The following is a 19219-nucleotide window of genomic DNA, read 5'->3' as shown; positions in this document are numbered from 1 at the left end:
CCCAGCCACAGCTACATTTGATATCCGAACGCCATTCGTATCCGTGACGTCAAACGCTGTATCAAATCCGTCAAATCCAATGCCTGTAACGCTCCCCCCATCTGCCATCCTGACGGCCGTGAGCATCCTGTGATCTCCTCTGGTGAATAGCAAAACAATATCACCAATTCTGCGCTCTGATAGCGCTGCTTTTGAAACTCCCTACCCCTTCAATGTCAGCCGCTATAGCGGCAAGGACGAAGTCATGCCCAAGCATAAGCCAGAGCTGGCCCGGATCTACAACCTGTTCGGCCTCAGCTCCAACCACGAACTGTCGACGCTGTTGGTCAACATCGAAAACACCAAACACTTCTCAGACCTTCTCCAGGCTGTCGAGCGTGAGTTCTTCATGGTGCCGGGCGAACCGTCAGGAGAGCCAGAAGACGAAGGCGCGCCGGTTGATGACGAGTGCCTGCTTAATCGCTGGGGATCAAAGCCAGCCGAATATCTCGAACAGTTCAGGGCGGCCCTACCGATCGCTGCGGCGAACTCGATTCCAGACTATGAAGCTCCGGCAACTGGCGAGAAGTGGTCGCTCACCGGCGAAAACGGTTCGTGGGATTACGACAGCCTGGCCGAGTTGCTCAAAGACAACTACGGCCATGACAGTTGCGGCGACGGGCACCCGGCCAGCTTCAGGCCCGGCCTATACGAAGGCGATACGGTCTATCGCGGCACTGAGTGCAAGGACGATCCTGCTTCGTTTCTGCCAGGCCAAGACGATTTACTCGAACACATGAGCGAACGCGCCTACGAAAGCGACGCCGGCGAGTGGGTCGACAATTACCCAACGCTCGACGCCGCCGCGAAGGCCGACTTGGAGCGGGCAATGCGGCCGCTCATGGCCTGGGCGAGGAAGCACTGTCAGCCGGAATTCTTCACCATCAAGGACGTCATCCCCCACATCGTCACCGTCGAGGACGTAAGGAAGGCTGCCCCATGGTGACCAAGTGCTTACTCGGCTGCACCCTCTTCTTCTGGCTTCCATTGGTACTGACCATAAAGGCGGTGATCGGATGACTGCTGTAACTGACCACGATGTGGATTTTGCCCGGGCTGTTGTGGCTCTGGCGCGCAAGCACGGAATGACGGGGCTCACGATGGAGTTTCGGCAGAACTTTAACCTCACGCAAACAACTGGCTGCTACTGCGGCAAGCGCATTACTTGGTCCGAAGGTCGCCACGGCGACGGTGCCGATATCAAATTCCGCACTGAAGCCGAGGCGTCGTTCCCAGAAACTGCGAAGGTGGTGCCATGATCGCCCTCGCCTGGTTCGCCTACGTGTACTGCTACAAGGGGCCTCGGTGATGAGTGCAGCAGCGAAGGTCCTCGACCCGTGCAGCGCCAGCCGAATGATGTGGTTCGACAAGCAGGACCAGCGCGCACTTTTCGGCGACATCCGTGACGAGCAGCACCTGCTTTGCGATGGTCGGGTGTTGAAAGTTGAGCCGGATGTGCTAATGGATTTCCGGAAATTGCCCTTCGAGGCCTCAACCTTCCGCCTGGTGGTATTCGACCCGCCGCACCTGACCCGCGCCGGAGTCGACAGCTGGATGCGGGCCAAGTACGGCATGCTGACCGCCGACTGGCGCGAGGACATTCGACAGGGTTTCGCCGAGTGTTTCCGGGTGCTGGAACCCGAAGGCGTTCTGATATTCAAGTGGAACGAGACCCAGGTGACGGTCAGCGAGCTGCTTGCGCTTACCGATGAAAAGCCGCTGTTTGGCCACAAGTCAGGCAAACGCGAAAAAACGCACTGGATCACGTTCATGAAGCGGCCGGCACCATGAACCGCATGGTCAGCGTACGCACCGAGGAACTGACCGGCCCGGCGCTGGACTGGGCAATCAACGCGATCGAGGGTGATCAGCAGCCCGAAGCCGGACAGCTGGATCTATTCGCCCTGCCCGACGCCGAGCAACTGATCACGAAGTACGGCGTCTGGTGCGAAGCCGGCCACAGCGACCCGTGGCTGGCTGACCTGACAAATGATCCGTGCAACCGGCAGCCCGGTGAAACCCGAACAGTCGCAGTGTTCCGCGCGGTGATCTTCGCCAAGCGCGGCGCCGCGGTGAAAGTCCCCGCCGAGCTGATCCAGCAATAACCCCAAACCACTCAACAGCCTGCCGGTGTACGGCGGGCGAGGAATTCGCATGTCAGCAGTTCAACGATTCCACGAAGCCGCCAACGACGCAGTGGTCAAACTCAGCGAGCATTGCCTGCCAGGCGCCAAGCTGGCCTTGGTGATTTACACCCTGGGCGAACCAGAGAGCGACATCGTCATCGAGGACCAAGGTCTGGATCGGGACGAGTTGGTCAGCACGCTGCGCCGGCGAGGGCTGAGCATCGACGGCGATAACGCCTACAAGCGCGACCTGCTGGACGCCGTTGTCGGAGCGCTGGCCCTGGGTGCGCAGAACACGAACCCGCCGCCATCCGATCATTGGGCAACGCGATTCTGGGAAATCGGTCGGGAAGAGCGCGAGCTACACGAAGATCTGGTCGCCGCGCTGAAACTCACCCGCGAGAACCTGCGCGCCTGCCAAGCAACCATCCACCTGTGCGGCGGCTTCGACCCTGCCTATGTGAACGATGCCCAGGCAGCAATGAAGATTGCCGACGCAGTTCTGGCCAAGGCCGGCGCATAACCCATCACCACCTTCTGCCGCCACGCGCGGCATGGAGCATCACATGACCATCCAGTTTTTATCTCACGAGGAGGTTTGCGAGCTCACCGGCGCGCGGACCAAGGCAGGACAGATCCTCAACCTGAAAAAGAACGGCGTCCGCCATACGATTAAAGTGAACGGCTGGCCGAGCGTCACCGCGATGGCGGTCACCGCCATCGGCGCATTTGAATCTGAAAAGCCCGTATGGAAATCACGTAAGGCCAGCTGACATGGGAAGACGACCAAGTAAACCCGGCTCGATCGCCAGGCTGCGGGAGCGCAAGAAAGCCAGCGGCCGGGTGTTCTACTACTACGACACGGGCGGCAAAGACCGAAAGGAAATTCCACTGGGCAGCGACTACGGCTTGGCGATCATGGAGTACGCGAAGCTTGAGCGTGATCGCACCGCAGCCGATCTGGTCGCCAAGGTCATCACGTTCCGCTACGTCGCCGAAAAATACATGGTCGACGTCGTCCCTACCAAAGGCACGGCGACCCAGGCTGACAACAAGCGCGAGCTGAAGAATCTGATCGCTTTCTTCGACGACCCGCCAGCGCCGCTGGAAACGATCGAGCCGTTGCACGTACGCCAGTACCTGACATGGCGCAAGGCCGCACCGGTGCGCGCGAACCGCGAGAAGGCACTGCTCAGCGCCATCTGGAATTACGCCAGGGATAAAGGCTACACCTCCCTAGCCAACCCATGCGCCGGCATCAAGGGAAACAAGGAAACGGGGCGGGACACGTATGTCGAGGATGCGCTGTTCAAACGCGTGCACGACAAGGCAGATGTGGGCCTGCAAGACGCAATGGACCTCGCCTATCTGACCGGGCAACGGGTGACCGATACCCGGCTGATGGACGAGCGCGACGTGCGCGACGGGCAGATTTGGGTGCTGCAGGGCAAGACAAAGGCGAAGCGTCGGATCGAGATAACGGGGGAACTGAAAGTTTTGATTGATCGAATCATGTCCCGGAAATCAGAACACAAGGTCCGCTCGACGCGGCTGATCGTTACAGAGGACGGCACACCGATGACGGTGGCGATGTTGCGAAGGAGGTTTGACTTGGCCAGGGAGGCGGCCGGCGTGCCGAAAGCTGAATTTCAGATGCGTGACTTGCGCGCCAAGGCGGGTACCGACAAGGCCGAATCCAGTGGCGATATCTTGCAAGCCAGAGATCAACTTGGGCATACAACGGTGGTTATGACCGAGCAGTACATCCGCAATCGAAAAGGCAAAAAGGTCATGCCTACCAAATGAATTGCGGACCAAGTTCAAAATTGCGGACCAGAAACAAACAAGGGCTTGCATCAGCTTTCGCCCGCAAACCCTTGATTTAAGATGGTGCCCGAAGCCGGAATCGAACCGGCACGCCCTTACGAGCGGGGGATTTTAAGTCCCATGCGTCTACCAGTTTCGCCATTCGGGCGGTAGCGCGGTGTTGCTTTGCTCAGCCTTGCGGTTGCGATCCTGACAGGATGGCCGCTTGAAAAGCCGAGCGGGGAATATATACATCACGTCCCGGTGAAGCAAGTTTGGAGTGCGCGATTTGAGAACTAAATATCGCTGACCGAGGAAAATCAAAAAGCCTCAGAAATCAGGGAGCTACGGAGTTTGCTTGAAGTAGACGCCGAGGTTACTGGCAAATCGCAGCAACCCGACTGGAAATTGAGACGATAAACTCAAAAGATTCAGACGCTCACCATCACCTTAGCTGCACGGGTGACAGATGTTTCATCGATTGAGATTATGAGCAGGCAACCCAGGACTGGACGGAATGTCTACGCTAAAGGATGGCGCCGAAATCAATAATCAAAGGGTAATCAGCACGCCCCCCCCCCTTCAACCACGATCACGCCTCACAGAACGTCACCAGAGCAGTGCTCAGGGATGTATAAGCAATCAGGAGATTTGATTCCATGCAAATGAGTGACACCGTTCTAAAAGCGTCTTTAAGCCAAGAGGAGCGCTCGGCGATCGCCGAGATCGAAGCGACCACCAATATCCTGCAACTTGTCACCCGTCTGACCGGTACACGCTTTGCCGGCATCGCAAAATTCACTGAAACAGAGTGGATCGTTTGTTCGGCGTACGATCCGATTGAACTGGGAATAAATGTCGGCGATACGCTGGATCTGGAAACCACCCTTTGCAGTGAGTTTCGACGAAATCCGCAAGCCCTCTTCCTTCCACAAATCAGCCAGGATGGACGACTTTCGTCACGTCCTGTGGTGAAGCAATATTCGATTGAAAGCTACGCAGGCGCGCCTGTTTTCCTGCCGGACGGGAGACTCTGGGGTGCCTTATGTGCTCTGGACTCAAGGGCTGTTCTGTTTGACAACCCCGATCTTGCAGAGACATTGACGCTGTTCGCGCGGCTCATTGGCTGCATCTTTTTCTCGAATCTCACGGTGGAAGGTGCCAGCCACATCCAGACCGGATCGTGCTTGACTGATTGACCCTCCGCAAACATGTGAATACCAGTTTTTTGCAGACAACAAAAAACCCCGTAGATCATTGATCTACGGGGTTTTTGATAGTGGAGGCCGAGGTCGGAATCGAACCGGCGTAGGTGGATTTGCAATCCACTGCATAACCATTTTGCTACTCGGCCTCAAAGTATTCGCTGTCAGTAGCACAACAACAAACACTGTACAAATTGGAGCGGGAAACGAGACTCGAACTCGCGACCCCGACCTTGGCAAGGTCGTGCTCTACCAACTGAGCTATTCCCGCTTGGTGTGGCGCATTCTATAGAATTAAGATGCCCCGTCAACCCCTTGATTCAAAAAACTTTTATTTCTTTTCGACATCGGTCTTCAGGTGCGGCCAGGCAGCGCGAAGGTATTGAACCATCGACCACAGGGTCAGCCCTGCCGATACGATCAGCAGCGTATAACCGAGCACGACCCAGAAGCTGAATGCCTTTGGATGAGCCAGCAGAATCACCAGCGCGAGCATCTGCGCAGCGGTTTTCCATTTGCCCAGATTGGAAACGGCTACCTGCGCTCGTGCGCCGAGTTCGGCCATCCATTCGCGCAGTGCCGAAATCACGATCTCACGACCGATGATGACCGCCGCTGGCAGCGTCAGCCAAAGATTGCCGTGTTCCTGCACCAGCAAGACCAGGGCAACAGCGACCATCAGCTTGTCGGCGACCGGATCGAGAAACGCCCCGAACGGTGTGCTCTGCTCCAGTCGGCGCGCCAGGTAACCATCGAGCCAGTCGGTTGCGGCCGCGAAGGCGAACACCGAAGCGGAGGCCATGTAACTCCACTCGTAGGGCAGATAGAACAGCAAAATAAAGATCGGGATGAGCAGGACGCGTAGAACGGTAATCAGATTAGGGATATTCATCGGCACAACTGGCTACGAGGTGAAGGGGCATTCTACTCACTATGCAGGTTCGCATAAATCGACTCAGCGAGCTTTTTACTGATCCCCGGGGCTTTGGCGATCTCTTCGATGCTTGCACGAGACAGCTCCTGCAATCCACCAAAATGTTTCAACAGGTCACGGCGGCGGGTCGGCCCTACCCCTGCCACGCCTTCCAGCGTTGAGGTTCGGCGGGTCTTGCCGCGACGAGCGCGGTGCCCCGTAATTGCGAAGCGGTGCGCCTCATCGCGGATCTGCTGAATCAGGTGCAAGGCGGGTGAATCGCCGCGCAAGGTGAACTCGTGGGCTGCATCATTCAGATACAACGTTTCGAAACCGGCCTTGCGCGTGGCGCCCTTGGCAACGCCTAACAGGATCAGATCCGGCACAGCCAGTTCGTTGAGCACATCACGGGCCATCGACAATTGGCCTTTGCCACCGTCGACCAGCAGGATGTCCGGCAACTTGCCCTCGCCGTCCTTGAGTTTGCTGAAGCGGCGAGTCAACGCCTGGTGCATGGCCGCGTAGTCGTCGCCGGCGGTGACGCCTTCGATGTTGTAGCGGCGGTAATCCGACTTGATCGCGCCTTCCGGCCCGAACACCACGCAAGAGGCCACAGTGGCTTCGCCGCTAGAATGACTGATGTCATAGCATTCCAGGCGTTGCGGCGGTTCATCCAGATTCAGCACTTCGGCCAGCGCATCGAATCGCGCGGCGGTGTGCTGACGGTTGGCCAGACGCGCGCCCAACGCTTGCTCAGCGTTGGTCACGGCCAGTTGCTGCCAGCGCGCACGGGTACCGCGCACCCGATGACTGATGGCCAACTCACGGCCGCGCAAGGTGTGAATCCCTTCGATCAACGCCGGGAAGTCTTCGTGAACCACGTTGACGATCAGTTCGCTCGGCAGATCGCGTTCGGGGCTACTGATGTAGTACTGACCGAGGAATGCTGCCATGACCTCGGAAACGTCTTCCTCAATGCCGACCTGCGGGAAGAAATTCTTGCTGCCGAGCACGCGCCCGCCGCGCACGCTGATCAGGTGGACACAGGCGCCGCCTGGGTTGACGAATGCGGCAATAACGTCGATATCGCCGGTTCCGCCTTCCATGCTCTGCTGGTCCTGCACCCGGCGCAGCAAGGCAATCTGGTCGCGCAATTCGGCCGCGCGTTCGAATTCGAGATTGATCGCTGCCTCTTCCATCGCGGTGGACAGCTCGTTGGTCAGCGCGTGGCTGCGACCTTCGAGGAACATCACCGAGTGGCGCACGTCTTCGGCGTAGACGTCAGGCTCGACCAGGCCCACGCATGGCGCCTTGCAGCGTTTGATCTGGTATTGCAGGCACGGACGGGTGCGATTCTTGTAATAGCTGTCCTCGCACTGGCGGACGAAAAAGGTTTTTTGCAGGATGCTCAGGCTTTCACGTATGGCGCCGGCACTCGGATAGGGGCCGAAATACTTGCCCTTGGCCTTTTTGGCGCCGCGATGGATGCTCAGGCGCGGAAACTGTCCGTCGGAGAGAAACACGTACGGATAGGATTTATCGTCGCGCAGCAGGATGTTGTACGGCGGGCGCCACTCCTTGATCAGCGTCTGTTCCAGCAGCAGCGCTTCGGTTTCGTTGGCGGTGATGGTCGTCTCGACCTGAGCGATACGCCCTACCAGTGCAGCCGTTTTCGGCGCCAGCCCGGTCTTGCGAAAGTAGCTCGCCAGACGTTTCTTCAGGTTTTTCGCCTTGCCGACATACAGCAGGCGCGCCTCGCTGTCGAACATGCGATAGACGCCCGGGCGACCGCTGACGGTCGACAGGAAAGCACTGGAATCAAATGTCTCGGTCATGGTCAGGCGCTGGCATCCACCATGCCGTGACGCACCGCGAGCAGTGTCAGCTCGACGTCGCTGCTGATCGAAAGCTTCTCGAAAATGCGGTAGCGGTAGGTGTTCACGGTTTTCGGCGACAGGCACAACTTGTCGGAAATGATCTGGACCTTCTGGCAGCCGACAATCATCAAGGCAATCTGGATTTCCCGCTCCGACAAGGCATCGAACGGCGAATCATTGGTTGGCTGGAATGATTTGATCGCCAACTGCTGAGCGATCTGGGGACTGATGTAACGCTGCCCGGCGAAAACCAGCCGAATGGCCTGAACCATTTCCGGGAGACCCGCCCCCTTGGTCAGGTAACCGGCGGCGCCGGCCTGCAGCAAACGCGTCGGGAAAGGGTCTTCCTCGCACACCGTAACGGCAACCACCTTGATGTCCGGGTGGCTGCGCAGCAGTTTCCGTGTGGCCTCGAGGCCGCCGATGCCGGGCATCTTGACGTCCATGAGCACTACGTCAGGCTTCAATTCACGGGCTTTGATCAGGGACTCTTCACCTGACTCGGCCTGACCCACCACCTGCAGGCCATCGATATCGGCCAGCATCCGTGTAATGCCTGTACGAACGAGATCATGGTCGTCGACCACTAGCACCCTAATCAAGCAGACACCTCGCGATATGGTCTTATTGGGATGCCGGACACCTTAGCAAAAAGTGCCAGACAGACCTAGCGGAAAGCCGCATTTAAAAAGTTTCAATTCGTCATTCAGGGCTTGCCGGCTGTGGGTTTCAGAGCACAGCTGTACTCAAATCGAGCTGCATTCTGAGGAAACACTCATCCCTGCCCACGATGTGCAGTCCTTTAGATGCATACAGTTTTTGCGCCGGGTTATTGTCAAACACTGTCAGCCGCAGTGCCGGTCGCCTTGCCTGCCGAGCCATCTCGATCACCTGATCAATGGCCCAGGAACCGGCGCCCTGCCCTTGCCACGGATGATCAATCTGCAATTCGCGTATGTACAGCGCTCGGGCATCCTCGCTCAGACTGACAAAGCCGATCAGCAGTTCATCCTGGAGGATCATCCAGTTCTCACGATACTGCCAGCCTGCGTCGAATGCCTCGTCCTGCCACAACAGATCGTGGTCAATGTAATAGCGCAGCATGTTGCGACAGGTCAGATCCCGCGCAAACGCAAGATCATCATGGGTGGCATGCCGAATTCGATAACTCATTCAGCTCTCTCCAATCGTAAAAATGTACTTTAACCAGATCGTTTACCAGTGATAGCCGTTTCGCTCGGCACGCAATAGCATTTTCTGATTGCTGACGCGTATCAGCGTCGAGTAAGCTCGGCGTATTCATCGGAGACAGACCATGTTCAACGCCCCTTCACAGTCTTGCATCGCCAGCGCCTCGCGCTCGATTGCGGCTGCGTGGGTGAACGACGCCTGCGCTCCAGACAACTTTTATTTTGGGTATTGGTTTAGCCACTGGCGCGCCTGATACCCAAACGGCGCCCATGATAACGGGTCGCCTACCAGAGATTTCTCAACCCCCGGTCGGCCTCCCGACCGGGGGTTTTGTTTTTTCAGGCCCATCACTTTCAGCGACACACCACATTTCGAGGATTCCACCGTGAACTACGCCACTTATTACCGTTACGACAGCTTCAGCGCCTGGCGATTTACCAGCCTCCGCTCGGGACAGCCTGCCGCCTCCGATCGGTCACCTACCGGTGGCAAACACACACGCCTAGCCAGTACGGCCATTTGTCGAACACCCCAGTAGGGCCGAGTGCGCGGGAAAAACCCGCCATCCGCCCAGGAAGACCGAACATGAACTCTTCAGTTTCCGCTTTGCCGCTGTCCACCCTCGATTCTGCCAACGAAGCGCTGACCTTGCGCCTGCCCAGCTCGTTGCAGCTCAAACAGCAATTACCGCTCAGCCACTCCCTGCATCAGCAGGTCAATGCCCATCGCCAGGCGGTGCGCGCCATCCTCGACGGTGAAGACCCGCGCCTGCTGGTCATCGTTGGCCCCTGCTCCATCCATGATCCGCAGTCGGCAATCGAATACGCCAGCAAACTCGCTCGACTGGCCGAAGATGTCAGCAGTGAAATGCTGCTGGTCATGCGTGCCTACGTCGAAAAGCCGCGAACGACGATCGGCTGGAAAGGTCTGGCCTACGATCCGCATCTGGACGGCACTGACGATATGGCTGCCGGTCTGACGCTGTCGCGCGAACTGATGCTGGAAATGATCCAGCTCGGACTACCGGTCGCTACCGAACTCCTGCAACCCATGGCCGCCAACTACTTTGATGACCTGCTGAGCTGGGTGGCCATTGGTGCCCGCACCACCGAATCGCAAATCCACCGCGAAATGGCCAGCGGCCTGAACATGCCGGTGGGCTTCAAGAACGGCACCGACGGCGGCGCCGCCGTTGCTGTCGACGCCATGCGCTCGGCAGCCCATCCGCATCGGCACTTCGGCGTCGACAGCCAAGGGCATCCGGCGATCGTGCAGACAGCCGGCAACGCTGACACCCACATCGTGCTGCGCGGTGGCCATCAGGGGCCGAACTACGATGCAACCAGCGTGGCCAACATCAGCGCCGAGCTCAGCCGACTGAAGATCCCCAGCCGGATCATGGTCGATTGCAGCCATGCCAACAGCGGCAAGGATCCACTGCGCCAGCCAGCAGTCTTCAATGACGTCCTTGAACAACGCCTGCGGGGAAACCACTCGCTGATCGGCATGATGCTGGAATCTCACCTGTTCGAAGGCTGCCAGCCGCTGAGCAGTTCTCTAAGCTACGGCGTATCGATCACCGACGGCTGCCTCGGCTTCGATGCAACTGAGCGATTGCTGACCGATGCCGCACGACGCGTCGCGCAAGCCAAACGTTGATCGAACCGCCCTCCCGCTCATTCAAAGCGCGGAGGGCCGGCATTCACTGGCAAAGCCTCCACGCTGATTTGCCTAACGGGGGATTGCTGACTGACATCGTCCAGACGCTCCACGGTGTAGGCGATCTGCACCGTTGTGCCGTGATGTTCACGCCAGAACCGGTGAGGGACAATGAAACACACGGCTTGACCAGCCGTCTCCCGCGTAATTTCAAGATCATCCCGGTGACTGAAGAACTCACCGTCACACTTGAGATAGACCAACTCATCCTCTTGCACCTGCGCCCCTTCGATGAGAACGGAAACACCGTCGACCGAATCCTTCAGTGACAACACGTTTTCAACTGCCTCAACGACATCCGGCGCAGGCAATTGCGCACGCACTGCAGGCCCGAGGAAAACCGTGGCAGGCTCGGACGCTCGAACCGTTCCACAGCGTTGTTCGACACGGTAGGCGACGACCACTTCACCACCTCGGTGAGCTTCGATGTAGCTCCCCGGCACCCAGAACGACAGGCATTGCGCGACGGAGTAGGCCTCCACGTTCAATGAGTCGGTAAAGATCTCGGGCGAGGTATCGCCGTGCCAGGACAACATCACCCGATCACCCGCCGACATCCTCGCGTAAGGCTGCAGAGTCACCAAGGTGCCCTCGGCCACTCGCGATGGCTCCAGCGCTCCGTTTACCGAGCCTTCGATCTGTGGCGCCAACAATTGCGTGCGCATATCGCCCACAGACAGTTGCAGGCGTGCAGATTCCACTGCCTTTGGCGCGGACGCACTTTGCAGTGTCCAGTAAACCTCCAGCGAGCCTCCATCCAGCGCAGCCACATGCATGGCCTTGATGACGAAGATTACGTCCCTGCCGACCTGAGCCTGGCTGATGAATCGAACACTCTCGTATTGATAGGCGAAGCCTTCGATATCCAGCCCCTCCCAATACAGCGTCAACTGATCGCCGCAGCTCATGTTGGCATAAGGAGAAATGCGAACGATGGCTTTGACCAGTGAAGGATCCAACACGCTCCCACTGAGCCCATCAATCATCGGCGCGACAAGAGTTTCGATGGACACTTCGGCAACCATCGGCTGACGCATCCGCCAGCAAAACTCGACTTCATGGCTATTCATTTTCGTTTCCACTCCCTGGAAAACGTGCCGCCCCGAATGGCGACACTGACATCTACATTGAGGACTTCTTCGAATGTTCTTGATGTCAGCCGAATACACCGCAACGACGGCGCAAGCGCTACTCGCAAGGTAGGCAACCGGGGCGTTCGCGCTGTTATGCCGACAAACGACCCACTGAACTTCCGATTCGGATTTCACAGCTCTCCGAAATTTCGTACGCCTCGTAGTCCATTTTCAAACACAACGCGAAGCCTCTTCGTACTTCCTCAGCGACAGGGGTGTTTTAGAGTGGCTCGGTGATTTCCCGATGAACTTCTACGAAAAAGGTAAGAACATGCAACGGAATGCTACAACTCGTTATCCAATCCTGTTGGTCCACGGTCTGTTCGGGTTCGAGCGTATCGGTCATTTCGAGCTGTTCCATGACGTCAAATCCGCGCTGAAAGCGGCCGGCTGTCGTTTGTTTGTTCCACACCTTTCGGCCACCCACGACAATGAAATCAGGGGCGAGCAACTGCTGTCACAGATTGCTTGCGTACTGCGAGGCACAGGCGCGAAGAAAGTCAACCTTATAGGACACAGTCAGGGCGCACTCGCTGCACGCTATGCGGCGGCGCTTGCACCAGACGTCGTCGCTTCGGTCACCTCCGTCAGTGGCCCGAACCATGGCTCGGAGCTCGCCGACTTCCTGCGCAAGGCACTGGTCCCGGGCAAGCTGCCGGAGGTCGTTGCACAAAACGTGGCGACGCAATTTGCCGATTTGTTGTCGCTGCTCAGTGGCAGCGTGGCACTGCCACAGAATGCAGTGGCCGCACTCAACGCACTGACCACCGTCGGCGTCGGTCAATTCAATGACAAATTCCCACAAGGCCTGCCACACACCTGGGGCGGTCACGGCCCGGAGCAAGTCAACGGTGTGCGTTACTACTCGTGGAGCGGGATTGTTGCGCAATCCAGGCTGCCGGCGCTGGATCCGGTTCAAGCAACCTGCCGCGTCCTGTCGCAGTATTTCACCACCGAACCCCAGCAGAATGACGGCTTCGTCGGACGCTTCAGTAGCCATCTCGGCCAAGTGATCCGCTCTGATTATCCAATGGATCACCTGGCTAGTTTGCGGCGCAGCCCGGGCGTAACCGCGTCTTCGGCGGACCCTATCGAGCTGTACGTCGAGCATGCCCAGCGCCTGCGTGCGGCGGATCTTTGAGTAGAGTCAGGGAATCAGAATGGAACTTTGCCGAGAATTCACCGACTGATTCCGGTACGCTCCACCTTTTATTGAAACAGTTCGGAGAATTCCCCATGGCCAAAGCCACTGCCCGCCACATCCTGGTTTCCAGCGAAGACAAGTGCAACGAACTCAAGGCTCAGATCGAAGCCGGCGCCGATTTTGCTGAAGTCGCCAAAGCCAACTCCAGCTGCCCATCCAGCCGTCAGGGCGGTGACCTGGGTTCGTTCGGTCCTGGCCAGATGGTCAAGGAATTCGACACCGTGGTGTTCAGCGCGCCGATCAACGTCGTGCAAGGCCCGGTGAAGACCCAGTTCGGTTACCACCTGCTGGAAGTCACCAGCCGTCAGGACTGATTCGTCGTCCTGTTGCTGACAACGGCCCACCCTTTGGTGGGCCGTTGTGTTTCGGTTACATATACGGCTGGCGAGTGGCGCGCGGCTCGCGTACAACTTGCGCTTATCGATTTTGCGTTCCAAGGCTGACGATGCGACTGGTTTTTCCCACACTGATGCTCACCGCCCTCGCCTTTCTCATTGGCGCCGCTGGCGTGAACGCTGCCCCGCAACACGCACTGACCGTTTACGGCGAACCGGCCAAATACCCCGCCGGCTTCGGCCATTTCGACTACACCAACCCGCAGGCGCCGAAGGGTGGGACGATGCGGCGCTCGGCAATCGAAATCGGCCACTTCGATCATCTGCTGCCCTATATAGACAAAGGCATCGGCGTGACGCAGATCGACGGCCTGCTGTATTCGCCACTTGCCCAGCGCTCGCTGGATGAGCCCTACACGGTGTACGGTCTGGTGGCGGAAAAAATGGAACGCTCGGAAGACGGTCTGTCGCTGCGCTTTTTCATCAACCCGAAGGCGCGCTTTGCCGATGGCAAACCGATTACCGCCGAAGACGTTCGCTACACCTACAACTTGCTAATGACCCAGGGCAGCCTGCGTTATCGCACCCAGTTTGCCGACGTCAAAGGCGTCGAGATCGAGGCGCCGCTGACCGTGCGCTTCGACTTCAAAAGCAACGAAAACCGCACCCTGCCCCTGGATATCGCGACCCTGCCGGTGTTCCCCGAACACTGGTGGAAGAGTCGCGATTTCGCCGGCGGCGGTGGTTATGAGCCGCCGCTGGGCAGCGGGCCGTACCGGGTCGGCAAGGTCGACTCCGGGCGCAGCATCACTTTCGAACGCAATGGCGACTGGTGGGGCAAGGACCTGCCGGTCAGTCGCGGCCTGTACAACTTCGACCATTTCAGTATCGAGTACTTCGGCGACACCGACGTCGCCCGTCAGGTGCTGCGTGGCGGTGCCTATGACTACAACCGCGAGTTTTCCGCGACCGGCTATTCGATCGGCTACGACAGTCCCGCCCTCAGCGATGGCCGTTTACAGAAGGCCCACCTCGCCACTGAAGCGCCGCAATCGGCCCAGGGTTTCGTGTTCAATCTGCAAAAGCCGATGTTCCAGGACCGCCGGGTACGCCAGGCACTGGCGATGCTCTGGGACTTCGAATGGAGCAACCGGCAGATGATGCGCAACGTCTATATCCGCCAGCAGAGCTACTTTTCCAATACCGATCTCGCTGCCCGGCAGTTGCCCGACGCTCAAGAGCTGAAGATTCTCGAACCGCTGCGCGGTCAGGTGCCTGAGGAAGTGTTCAGCAAAGTCTTCGAGGCGCCGAAGACCGACGGCAGCGGCATCATCCGTGACAAGCAGTTGCAAGCCCTGCAACTGCTTGAGCAGGCCGGCTGGAAACCGGATGGCGATCAACTGGTCAACGGCGCCGGCGAGCCGCTGAGCTTCACTTTTCTGGTCAGCCAGAACGGCATGGACCGCCTGCTGTTGCCATACAAGCGCACGCTGAAGCAGATCGGCATCGAGCTGAATATCCGTCGCATCGACGCCTCGCAATACGTCAATCGCCTGATGAGTCGCGACTATGACATGATCGTCACCGGCTATCCCGTTACCACGTCTCCGGGCGGTGAGTTGCTCAACTATTTCGGCTCGGCAGCGGCCAACGATCCCGGCGCGAACAATTACATGGTGTTGAAAAACCCGGCGGTCGACACCTTGATCAACGGCCTGATCCGCGCCTCTACTCAGTCGGACATGCTGCATTACGCCCATGCGCTGGACCGGGTGCTGCAATGGAATTACTACTGGATTCCCAACTATTACCCGCCGGGCACCTCGACCGTGTGGTGGAACCGCTTCGGCATTCCCACGGTGCAGGCGAGCAATGACGAAGCCATCGAGAGCTGGTGGGAAATCAGCCGCACGCCACTGACCAATCAGCAGATGACCGCCGAGAAAATCAGTCGCGGCAGACCCGGAGGGCCGCACTGATGTGGGGTTACATACTGCGGCGCCTGCTGCTGATCATTCCGACGCTCGTGATCATCCTGCTGGTCAATTTCGTCATCATCCAAGCCGCGCCCGGCGGACCAGTGGAACAAGCCATCGCCCATCTGCAAGGCATTGGCGGCGCCAGTGTCGGCGGCGGAGCCGGCGAGACATCGAGCAACGCTTCGCGCGCCAGCCGTGGCCTCGATCCGCAATTGATCAAGGACATTGAAAAACAGTACGGCTTCGACAAACCGGCCCACGAGCGCCTGTGGCTGATGCTGAAGAATTACGCGCAATTGGACTTCGGCAAGAGCTTCTTCCGTGGTGCAACAGTCACCGACCTGATTCTGGAAAAGATGCCGGTGACCATTTCGCTCGGATTGTGGGCGACACTGATCACCTATCTGGTGTCGATCCCGCTGGGCATCCGCAAGGCTGTGCACCACGGCAGCCATTTCGACATCTGGAGCAGCACGGCGATCATCATCGGTTACGCCATGCCGGCGTTTCTGTTCGCGATGTTCCTGATCGTGGTATTCGCCGGCGGTACTTCGTTGAACTGGTTTCCGGTGCGCGGACTGGTTTCGGACAACTTCGAATCGCTATCGACCCTGGGCAAGATCGCCGATTACTTATGGCATCTGGTGCTGCCGGTCACCGCGCTGGTGATCGGTGGATTCGCGACCTTGACGATCCTTACAAAAAACTCGTTCCTCAATGAAATCACCCGACAGTATGTAGTAACGGCTCGCGCCAAAGGCTTGAGCGAACGCCGCGTGCTGTACGGACACGTGTTTCGCAACGCCATGCTGTTGGTGGTCTCGGGGATACCTCAGGCGTTCATCAGTGTGTTTTTCGCCGGCTCACTGCTGATCGAAGTGATCTTCTCCCTCGATGGCCTTGGGCGCATGAGTTACGAAGCAGCGGTATCGCGGGACTATCCAGTGGTGTTCGGTTCGCTGTTCATCTTCACCCTGTTCGGCCTGCTGATAAAACTGATCGGCGACCTCTGCTACACCCTGGTCGACCCGCGTATCGACTTTGCCGCGAGGAATGCCTGATGTTCAAGCTCTCGCCTTTGGGTCGTCGCCGTTTCGAACGCTTCAAGAAAAACCGTCGTGGCTGGTGGTCGCTGTGGCTGTTCATCGGCCTGTTCCTGCTGACGCTGGGTGGCGAATTGATCGCCAACGACAAACCGTTGATGGTCAGTTATCAGGGCCAATGGTACTTCCCGGTGTTCAAGCGCCATACCGAACAGGAATTCGGCGGGCAACTGCCGTTCCAGGCCGATTACCGCAGCGAGTACGTGCAGAATCTGATACGCAAGGACGGTGGCTGGTTGCTGTTCCCGCCGATTCCGTTCAGCGACGACACGCCCAACTATGACCTGAACAAACCGGCGCCGAGTCCGCCGACTTCGGTCAATTGGCTGGGCACCGACGATCAGGCGCGCGATGTGCTGGCGCGGGTCATCTTTGGTGCTCGGGTATCGATTCTGTTTGCCCTGATGCTGACTTTCGTCAGCGCGCTGATCGGCATCGCCGCCGGCGCATTGCAGGGGTATTACGGTGGCTGGGTCGACCTGCTCGGACAGCGCGTGCTGGAAGTCTGGTCGGGGCTGCCAGTGTTGTATCTACTGATCATCCTTTCCGGGTTCGTCGAGCCGAATTTCTGGTGGCTGCTGGGGATCATGGCGCTGTTTTCCTGGTTGGCGCTGGTGGACGTGGTGCGCGCCGAGTTCCTGCGCGGGCGCAATCTGGAATACGTCAAAGCCGCACGCGCCCTGGGCCTGACTGACCGCAAGGTGATCTTCCGGCACATTCTGCCCAACGCAATGAACGCGACGCTCAGCTACCTGCCGTTCATTCTGACCGGTGCCATTTCAACGCTGACCGCGCTGGATTTTCTCGGCTTCGGCATGCCGGCCGGCAGTGCCTCGCTGGGTGAACTGATCGGTCAGGGCAAGCAGAACCTGCAAGCGCCGTGGCTGGGTTTGACAGCGTTCTTCACCCTGGCGTTGATCCTTTCGTTATTGGTATTCATCGGCGAAGCGTTGCGCGACGCTTTTGACCCTCGATCCTGAAGCGTGACCATGACTGAAAACCTGATTGAAATCCGCAACCTCAATGTCGCCTTCCATGGCCAGACCGTGGTGCGTGACCTGTGCCTGGATATCCGCCCCGGTGAGTGCCTGGCGCTGGTCGGCGAATCGGGCTCGGGGAAATCGGTGACCGCGCATTCGATCCTGCAACTGCTGCCCGAGAGTGAAGCGCAAACCCGTGGCAGCATCCGCTATCGCGGGCAAGAATTGCTCGGTGCTGATCCGAAGGTCTTGCGAGAACTGCGCGGCAATCGCATCGCCATGATCTTTCAGGAGCCGATGACTTCGCTCAATCCGTTGCACACCATCGAAAAGCAGATTGGCGAAACCCTGTTGCTGCACCGCGGCCTCGGCGGCAAACAAGCGCAGCAGCGCATTCTCGAATTGCTCGGACTGGTCGGCATTCAAAAGCCCAAGGAACGGTTGAAAGCCTATCCGCATCAGCTCTCTGGCGGGCAACGGCAACGGGTGATGATCGCCATGGCCCTGGCCTGCGAACCGGAGTTGTTGATCGCTGATGAGCCGACCACGGCGCTGGATGTCACCGTGCAGCGCAAGATTCTCTTGCTGCTCAAGTCCTTGCAACAGCGGCTCGGCATGTCGCTGCTGCTGATCAGTCACGATCTCAATCTGGTGCGCAGCATCGCGCAGCGGGTGTGCGTGATGAAGGCTGGCGAGATCGTCGAGCAGGCACCCTGCGAAACCCTGTTTACCGAACCCAAACACCCTTACAGCTGCGTGCTGTTGAACGCAGAGCCGGAAGGTGAAGCCCTGCCCCGTGACGAACGTGAAAATGTGCTGGAGGTCGCGGACCTGCGCGTCGATTTCCAGGTCGGCGGCGGGTTGTTCAGGCGCAAGCAGTATCTGCGCGCGGTCGATGGCATCAGTCTGAATATTCAGCGCGGCAAGACATTGGGCATTGTTGGCGAGTCTGGTTCGGGCAAGTCGACGCTGGGTCAGGCGATCCTGCGTTTGCTGGATTCCGAGGGCAGCATTCGCTTTCAGGGCGAAGCGCTGGATGGCCTCAATCAAAAGCAGCTGCGCCCGTGGCGGCGGCAGATGCAGGTGGTGTTTCAGGACCCGTTTGGCAGCCTCAGCCCGCGCATGTCTGTTGCACAGATCATCAGCGAAGGTCTCGAAGTGCATTGCGAGTCGACCGCAAACGAATGTGATAAGCAAGTGATTCGCGTGCTCAAGGAAGTCGGCCTCGACCCGGAAAGCCGCCATCGCTACCCGCATGAATTTTCCGGCGGCCAACGCCAGCGCATCGCCATCGCCCGGGCCTTGGTGCTGAAACCGGCGCTGATCCTGCTCGATGAACCGACCTCGGCCCTCGACCGCACCGTACAGAAACAAGTGGTCGCCCTGCTCCGTGATTTGCAGGAAAAATACGGTTTGACCTACCTGTTCATCAGCCATGATTTGGCGGTGGTGCGCGCGTTGGCACACGACATGATCGTGATCAAGGACGGCCAGGTGGTCGAGCGTGGTGCCAGTCACGACGTGTTTGACAACCCGCAGCATCCCTACACCAAAGAGCTGCTGGCGGCGGCGCATCCGGGGTAGGTTTTTTCTGTAAATCCGCGGCGCG

At 58.5% G+C, this 19219-nt stretch carries 20 protein-coding genes and 3 tRNA genes; 15 read left to right on the top strand and 8 right to left on the bottom strand.

Features of this window, described 5'->3' with window-relative positions:
* Positions 1-244 precede the first annotated feature (244 nt).
* The 7 genes from OK411_RS13385 (at position 245) to xerC (ending at position 3971) form a co-directional block, all read left to right on the top strand.
* Positions 245-985 (top strand): hypothetical protein, encoded by a 741-nt coding sequence (locus tag OK411_RS13385; protein ID WP_264365084.1) that lies wholly within the window; start codon positions 245-247, stop codon positions 983-985.
* A 70-nt stretch (positions 986-1055) separates the two neighbouring features.
* Positions 1056-1298 (top strand): hypothetical protein, encoded by a 243-nt coding sequence (locus tag OK411_RS13380; protein WP_264365083.1) that lies wholly within the window; start codon positions 1056-1058, stop codon positions 1296-1298.
* Positions 1299-1347: 49 nt separating this feature from the next.
* Complete coding sequence (locus OK411_RS13375) at positions 1348-1830, top strand: class I SAM-dependent methyltransferase (protein ID WP_252886532.1); 483 nt, start codon at positions 1348-1350, stop codon at positions 1828-1830.
* Positions 1827-2144, top strand: coding sequence for a hypothetical protein (locus tag OK411_RS13370; RefSeq protein ID WP_264365082.1), 318 nt, complete (start codon positions 1827-1829; stop codon positions 2142-2144). The genes OK411_RS13375 and OK411_RS13370 overlap by 4 nt, the downstream gene beginning before the upstream one ends.
* Before the next feature lie 49 nt (positions 2145-2193).
* Positions 2194-2688: a hypothetical protein gene (locus OK411_RS13365; protein WP_264365081.1), complete on the top strand. Its 495-nt coding sequence runs from the start codon at positions 2194-2196 to the stop codon at positions 2686-2688.
* Between the two features lie 43 nt (positions 2689-2731).
* Entirely contained in the window at positions 2732-2938 is a 207-nt protein-coding gene (locus OK411_RS13360; protein ID WP_264365080.1) for a DUF4224 domain-containing protein, read from the top strand.
* Between the two features lies 1 nt (position 2939).
* Positions 2940-3971, top strand: a complete 1032-nt coding sequence (xerC, locus tag OK411_RS13355; RefSeq protein WP_264365079.1) for a tyrosine recombinase XerC — start codon at positions 2940-2942, stop codon at positions 3969-3971.
* An 82-nt stretch (positions 3972-4053) separates the two neighbouring features.
* On the opposite strand, the gene OK411_RS13350 is transcribed toward xerC, so the two are convergent.
* Positions 4054-4140, bottom strand: a tRNA-Leu gene (locus OK411_RS13350).
* 496 nt (positions 4141-4636) lie between these two features.
* On the opposite strand from OK411_RS13350, the gene OK411_RS13345 reads away from it, so the two are divergent.
* A complete protein-coding gene (locus OK411_RS13345) occupies positions 4637-5170 on the top strand; it encodes a GAF domain-containing protein (protein ID WP_163012213.1) in 534 nt (177 codons plus the stop codon).
* 81 nt (positions 5171-5251) lie between these two features.
* On the opposite strand, the gene OK411_RS13340 is transcribed toward OK411_RS13345, so the two are convergent.
* The 6 genes from OK411_RS13340 to OK411_RS13315 form a co-directional block, all read right to left on the bottom strand.
* Positions 5252-5325, bottom strand: a tRNA-Cys gene (locus OK411_RS13340).
* Positions 5326-5371: 46 nt separating this feature from the next.
* Positions 5372-5447: transfer RNA gene (locus OK411_RS13335), tRNA-Gly, on the bottom strand.
* Positions 5448-5507: 60 nt separating this feature from the next.
* Positions 5508-6068 carry a CDP-diacylglycerol--glycerol-3-phosphate 3-phosphatidyltransferase gene (gene pgsA / locus OK411_RS13330; protein ID WP_016774513.1) on the bottom strand — a complete coding sequence of 187 codons (561 nt, stop codon included), beginning with the start codon at positions 6066-6068 and terminating at the stop codon, positions 5508-5510.
* Positions 6069-6100: 32 nt separating this feature from the next.
* Entirely contained in the window at positions 6101-7924 is a 1824-nt protein-coding gene (gene uvrC / locus OK411_RS13325; RefSeq protein WP_024012762.1) for an excinuclease ABC subunit UvrC, read from the bottom strand.
* A 2-nt stretch (positions 7925-7926) separates the two neighbouring features.
* Positions 7927-8568 (bottom strand): UvrY/SirA/GacA family response regulator transcription factor, encoded by a 642-nt coding sequence (gene uvrY, locus OK411_RS13320; protein WP_024012761.1) that lies wholly within the window; start codon positions 8566-8568, stop codon positions 7927-7929.
* A 127-nt stretch (positions 8569-8695) separates the two neighbouring features.
* Positions 8696-9139, bottom strand: coding sequence for a GNAT family N-acetyltransferase (locus tag OK411_RS13315; RefSeq protein ID WP_016774511.1), 444 nt, complete (start codon positions 9137-9139; stop codon positions 8696-8698).
* Positions 9140-9742: 603 nt separating this feature from the next.
* On the opposite strand from OK411_RS13315, the gene OK411_RS13310 reads away from it, so the two are divergent.
* The gene (locus tag OK411_RS13310; protein WP_136493490.1) at positions 9743-10816 is read left to right on the top strand and encodes a 3-deoxy-7-phosphoheptulonate synthase; all 1074 of its coding nucleotides are present in this window, start codon (positions 9743-9745) and stop codon (positions 10814-10816) included.
* Positions 10817-10833: 17 nt separating this feature from the next.
* Here the strand turns inward: OK411_RS13310 and OK411_RS13305 are convergent, their stop codons facing one another.
* Entirely contained in the window at positions 10834-11946 is a 1113-nt protein-coding gene (locus OK411_RS13305; protein WP_264365078.1) for a hypothetical protein, read from the bottom strand.
* Positions 11947-12280: 334 nt separating this feature from the next.
* Here OK411_RS13305 and OK411_RS13300 point away from each other — a divergent pair, with 334 nt between their 5' ends.
* The 6 genes from OK411_RS13300 to OK411_RS13275 all read left to right on the top strand — a co-directional run bounded on the left by OK411_RS13300 (position 12281) and on the right by OK411_RS13275 (position 19194).
* Complete coding sequence (locus tag OK411_RS13300; protein WP_264365077.1) at positions 12281-13150, top strand: esterase/lipase family protein; 870 nt, start codon at positions 12281-12283, stop codon at positions 13148-13150.
* A 95-nt stretch (positions 13151-13245) separates the two neighbouring features.
* Complete coding sequence (locus OK411_RS13295; protein ID WP_016774509.1) at positions 13246-13527, top strand: peptidylprolyl isomerase; 282 nt, start codon at positions 13246-13248, stop codon at positions 13525-13527.
* A gap of 131 nt (positions 13528-13658) precedes the next feature.
* Positions 13659-15527 (top strand): extracellular solute-binding protein, encoded by a 1869-nt coding sequence (locus tag OK411_RS13290; RefSeq protein ID WP_217878033.1) that lies wholly within the window; start codon positions 13659-13661, stop codon positions 15525-15527.
* Positions 15527-16588, top strand: coding sequence for a microcin C ABC transporter permease YejB (locus tag OK411_RS13285; RefSeq protein ID WP_125926815.1), 1062 nt, complete (start codon positions 15527-15529; stop codon positions 16586-16588). The genes OK411_RS13290 and OK411_RS13285 overlap by 1 nt, the downstream gene beginning before the upstream one ends.
* Positions 16588-17610, top strand: a complete 1023-nt coding sequence (locus tag OK411_RS13280) for an ABC transporter permease (RefSeq protein WP_024012756.1) — start codon at positions 16588-16590, stop codon at positions 17608-17610. Before OK411_RS13285 ends, OK411_RS13280 begins: the two co-directional genes overlap by 1 nt.
* Before the next feature lie 9 nt (positions 17611-17619).
* On the top strand, positions 17620-19194 hold the full coding sequence (locus OK411_RS13275; RefSeq protein ID WP_016770581.1) for an ABC transporter ATP-binding protein: 1575 nt from the start codon (positions 17620-17622) through the stop codon (positions 19192-19194).
* Positions 19195-19219 lie beyond the last annotated feature (25 nt).

The sequence above is a fragment of the Pseudomonas sp. RG1 genome, from assembly GCF_025910115.1.
Lineage (GTDB): Bacteria > Pseudomonadota > Gammaproteobacteria > Pseudomonadales > Pseudomonadaceae > Aquipseudomonas > Aquipseudomonas atacamensis.
Note: the sequence above shows the minus strand (reverse complement) of the source record. Positions and strands in the feature narration are given on the sequence as shown.

Coding starts and splice junctions, on each gene's coding strand:
- OK411_RS13275 (WP_016770581.1), top strand. CDS start 17,620: ATGACTGAAAACCTGATTGAAATCCGCAACCTCAATGTCGCCTTCCAT.
- OK411_RS13385 (WP_264365084.1), top strand. CDS start 245: ATGCCCAAGCATAAGCCAGAGCTGGCCCGGATCTACAACCTGTTCGGC.
- OK411_RS13280 (WP_024012756.1), top strand. CDS start 16,588: ATGTTCAAGCTCTCGCCTTTGGGTCGTCGCCGTTTCGAACGCTTCAAG.
- OK411_RS13285 (WP_125926815.1), top strand. CDS start 15,527: ATGTGGGGTTACATACTGCGGCGCCTGCTGCTGATCATTCCGACGCTC.
- OK411_RS13380 (WP_264365083.1), top strand. CDS start 1,056: ATGACTGCTGTAACTGACCACGATGTGGATTTTGCCCGGGCTGTTGTG.
- OK411_RS13375 (WP_252886532.1), top strand. CDS start 1,348: ATGAGTGCAGCAGCGAAGGTCCTCGACCCGTGCAGCGCCAGCCGAATG.
- OK411_RS13315 (WP_016774511.1), bottom strand. CDS start 9,139: ATGAGTTATCGAATTCGGCATGCCACCCATGATGATCTTGCGTTTGCG.
- OK411_RS13290 (WP_217878033.1), top strand. CDS start 13,659: ATGCGACTGGTTTTTCCCACACTGATGCTCACCGCCCTCGCCTTTCTC.
- OK411_RS13345 (WP_163012213.1), top strand. CDS start 4,637: ATGAGTGACACCGTTCTAAAAGCGTCTTTAAGCCAAGAGGAGCGCTCG.
- OK411_RS13300 (WP_264365077.1), top strand. CDS start 12,281: ATGCAACGGAATGCTACAACTCGTTATCCAATCCTGTTGGTCCACGGT.
- OK411_RS13365 (WP_264365081.1), top strand. CDS start 2,194: ATGTCAGCAGTTCAACGATTCCACGAAGCCGCCAACGACGCAGTGGTC.
- OK411_RS13360 (WP_264365080.1), top strand. CDS start 2,732: ATGACCATCCAGTTTTTATCTCACGAGGAGGTTTGCGAGCTCACCGGC.
- OK411_RS13370 (WP_264365082.1), top strand. CDS start 1,827: ATGAACCGCATGGTCAGCGTACGCACCGAGGAACTGACCGGCCCGGCG.
- OK411_RS13310 (WP_136493490.1), top strand. CDS start 9,743: ATGAACTCTTCAGTTTCCGCTTTGCCGCTGTCCACCCTCGATTCTGCC.
- pgsA (WP_016774513.1), bottom strand. CDS start 6,068: ATGAATATCCCTAATCTGATTACCGTTCTACGCGTCCTGCTCATCCCG.
- xerC (WP_264365079.1), top strand. CDS start 2,940: ATGGGAAGACGACCAAGTAAACCCGGCTCGATCGCCAGGCTGCGGGAG.
- uvrC (WP_024012762.1), bottom strand. CDS start 7,924: ATGACCGAGACATTTGATTCCAGTGCTTTCCTGTCGACCGTCAGCGGT.
- OK411_RS13295 (WP_016774509.1), top strand. CDS start 13,246: ATGGCCAAAGCCACTGCCCGCCACATCCTGGTTTCCAGCGAAGACAAG.
- OK411_RS13305 (WP_264365078.1), bottom strand. CDS start 11,946: ATGAATAGCCATGAAGTCGAGTTTTGCTGGCGGATGCGTCAGCCGATG.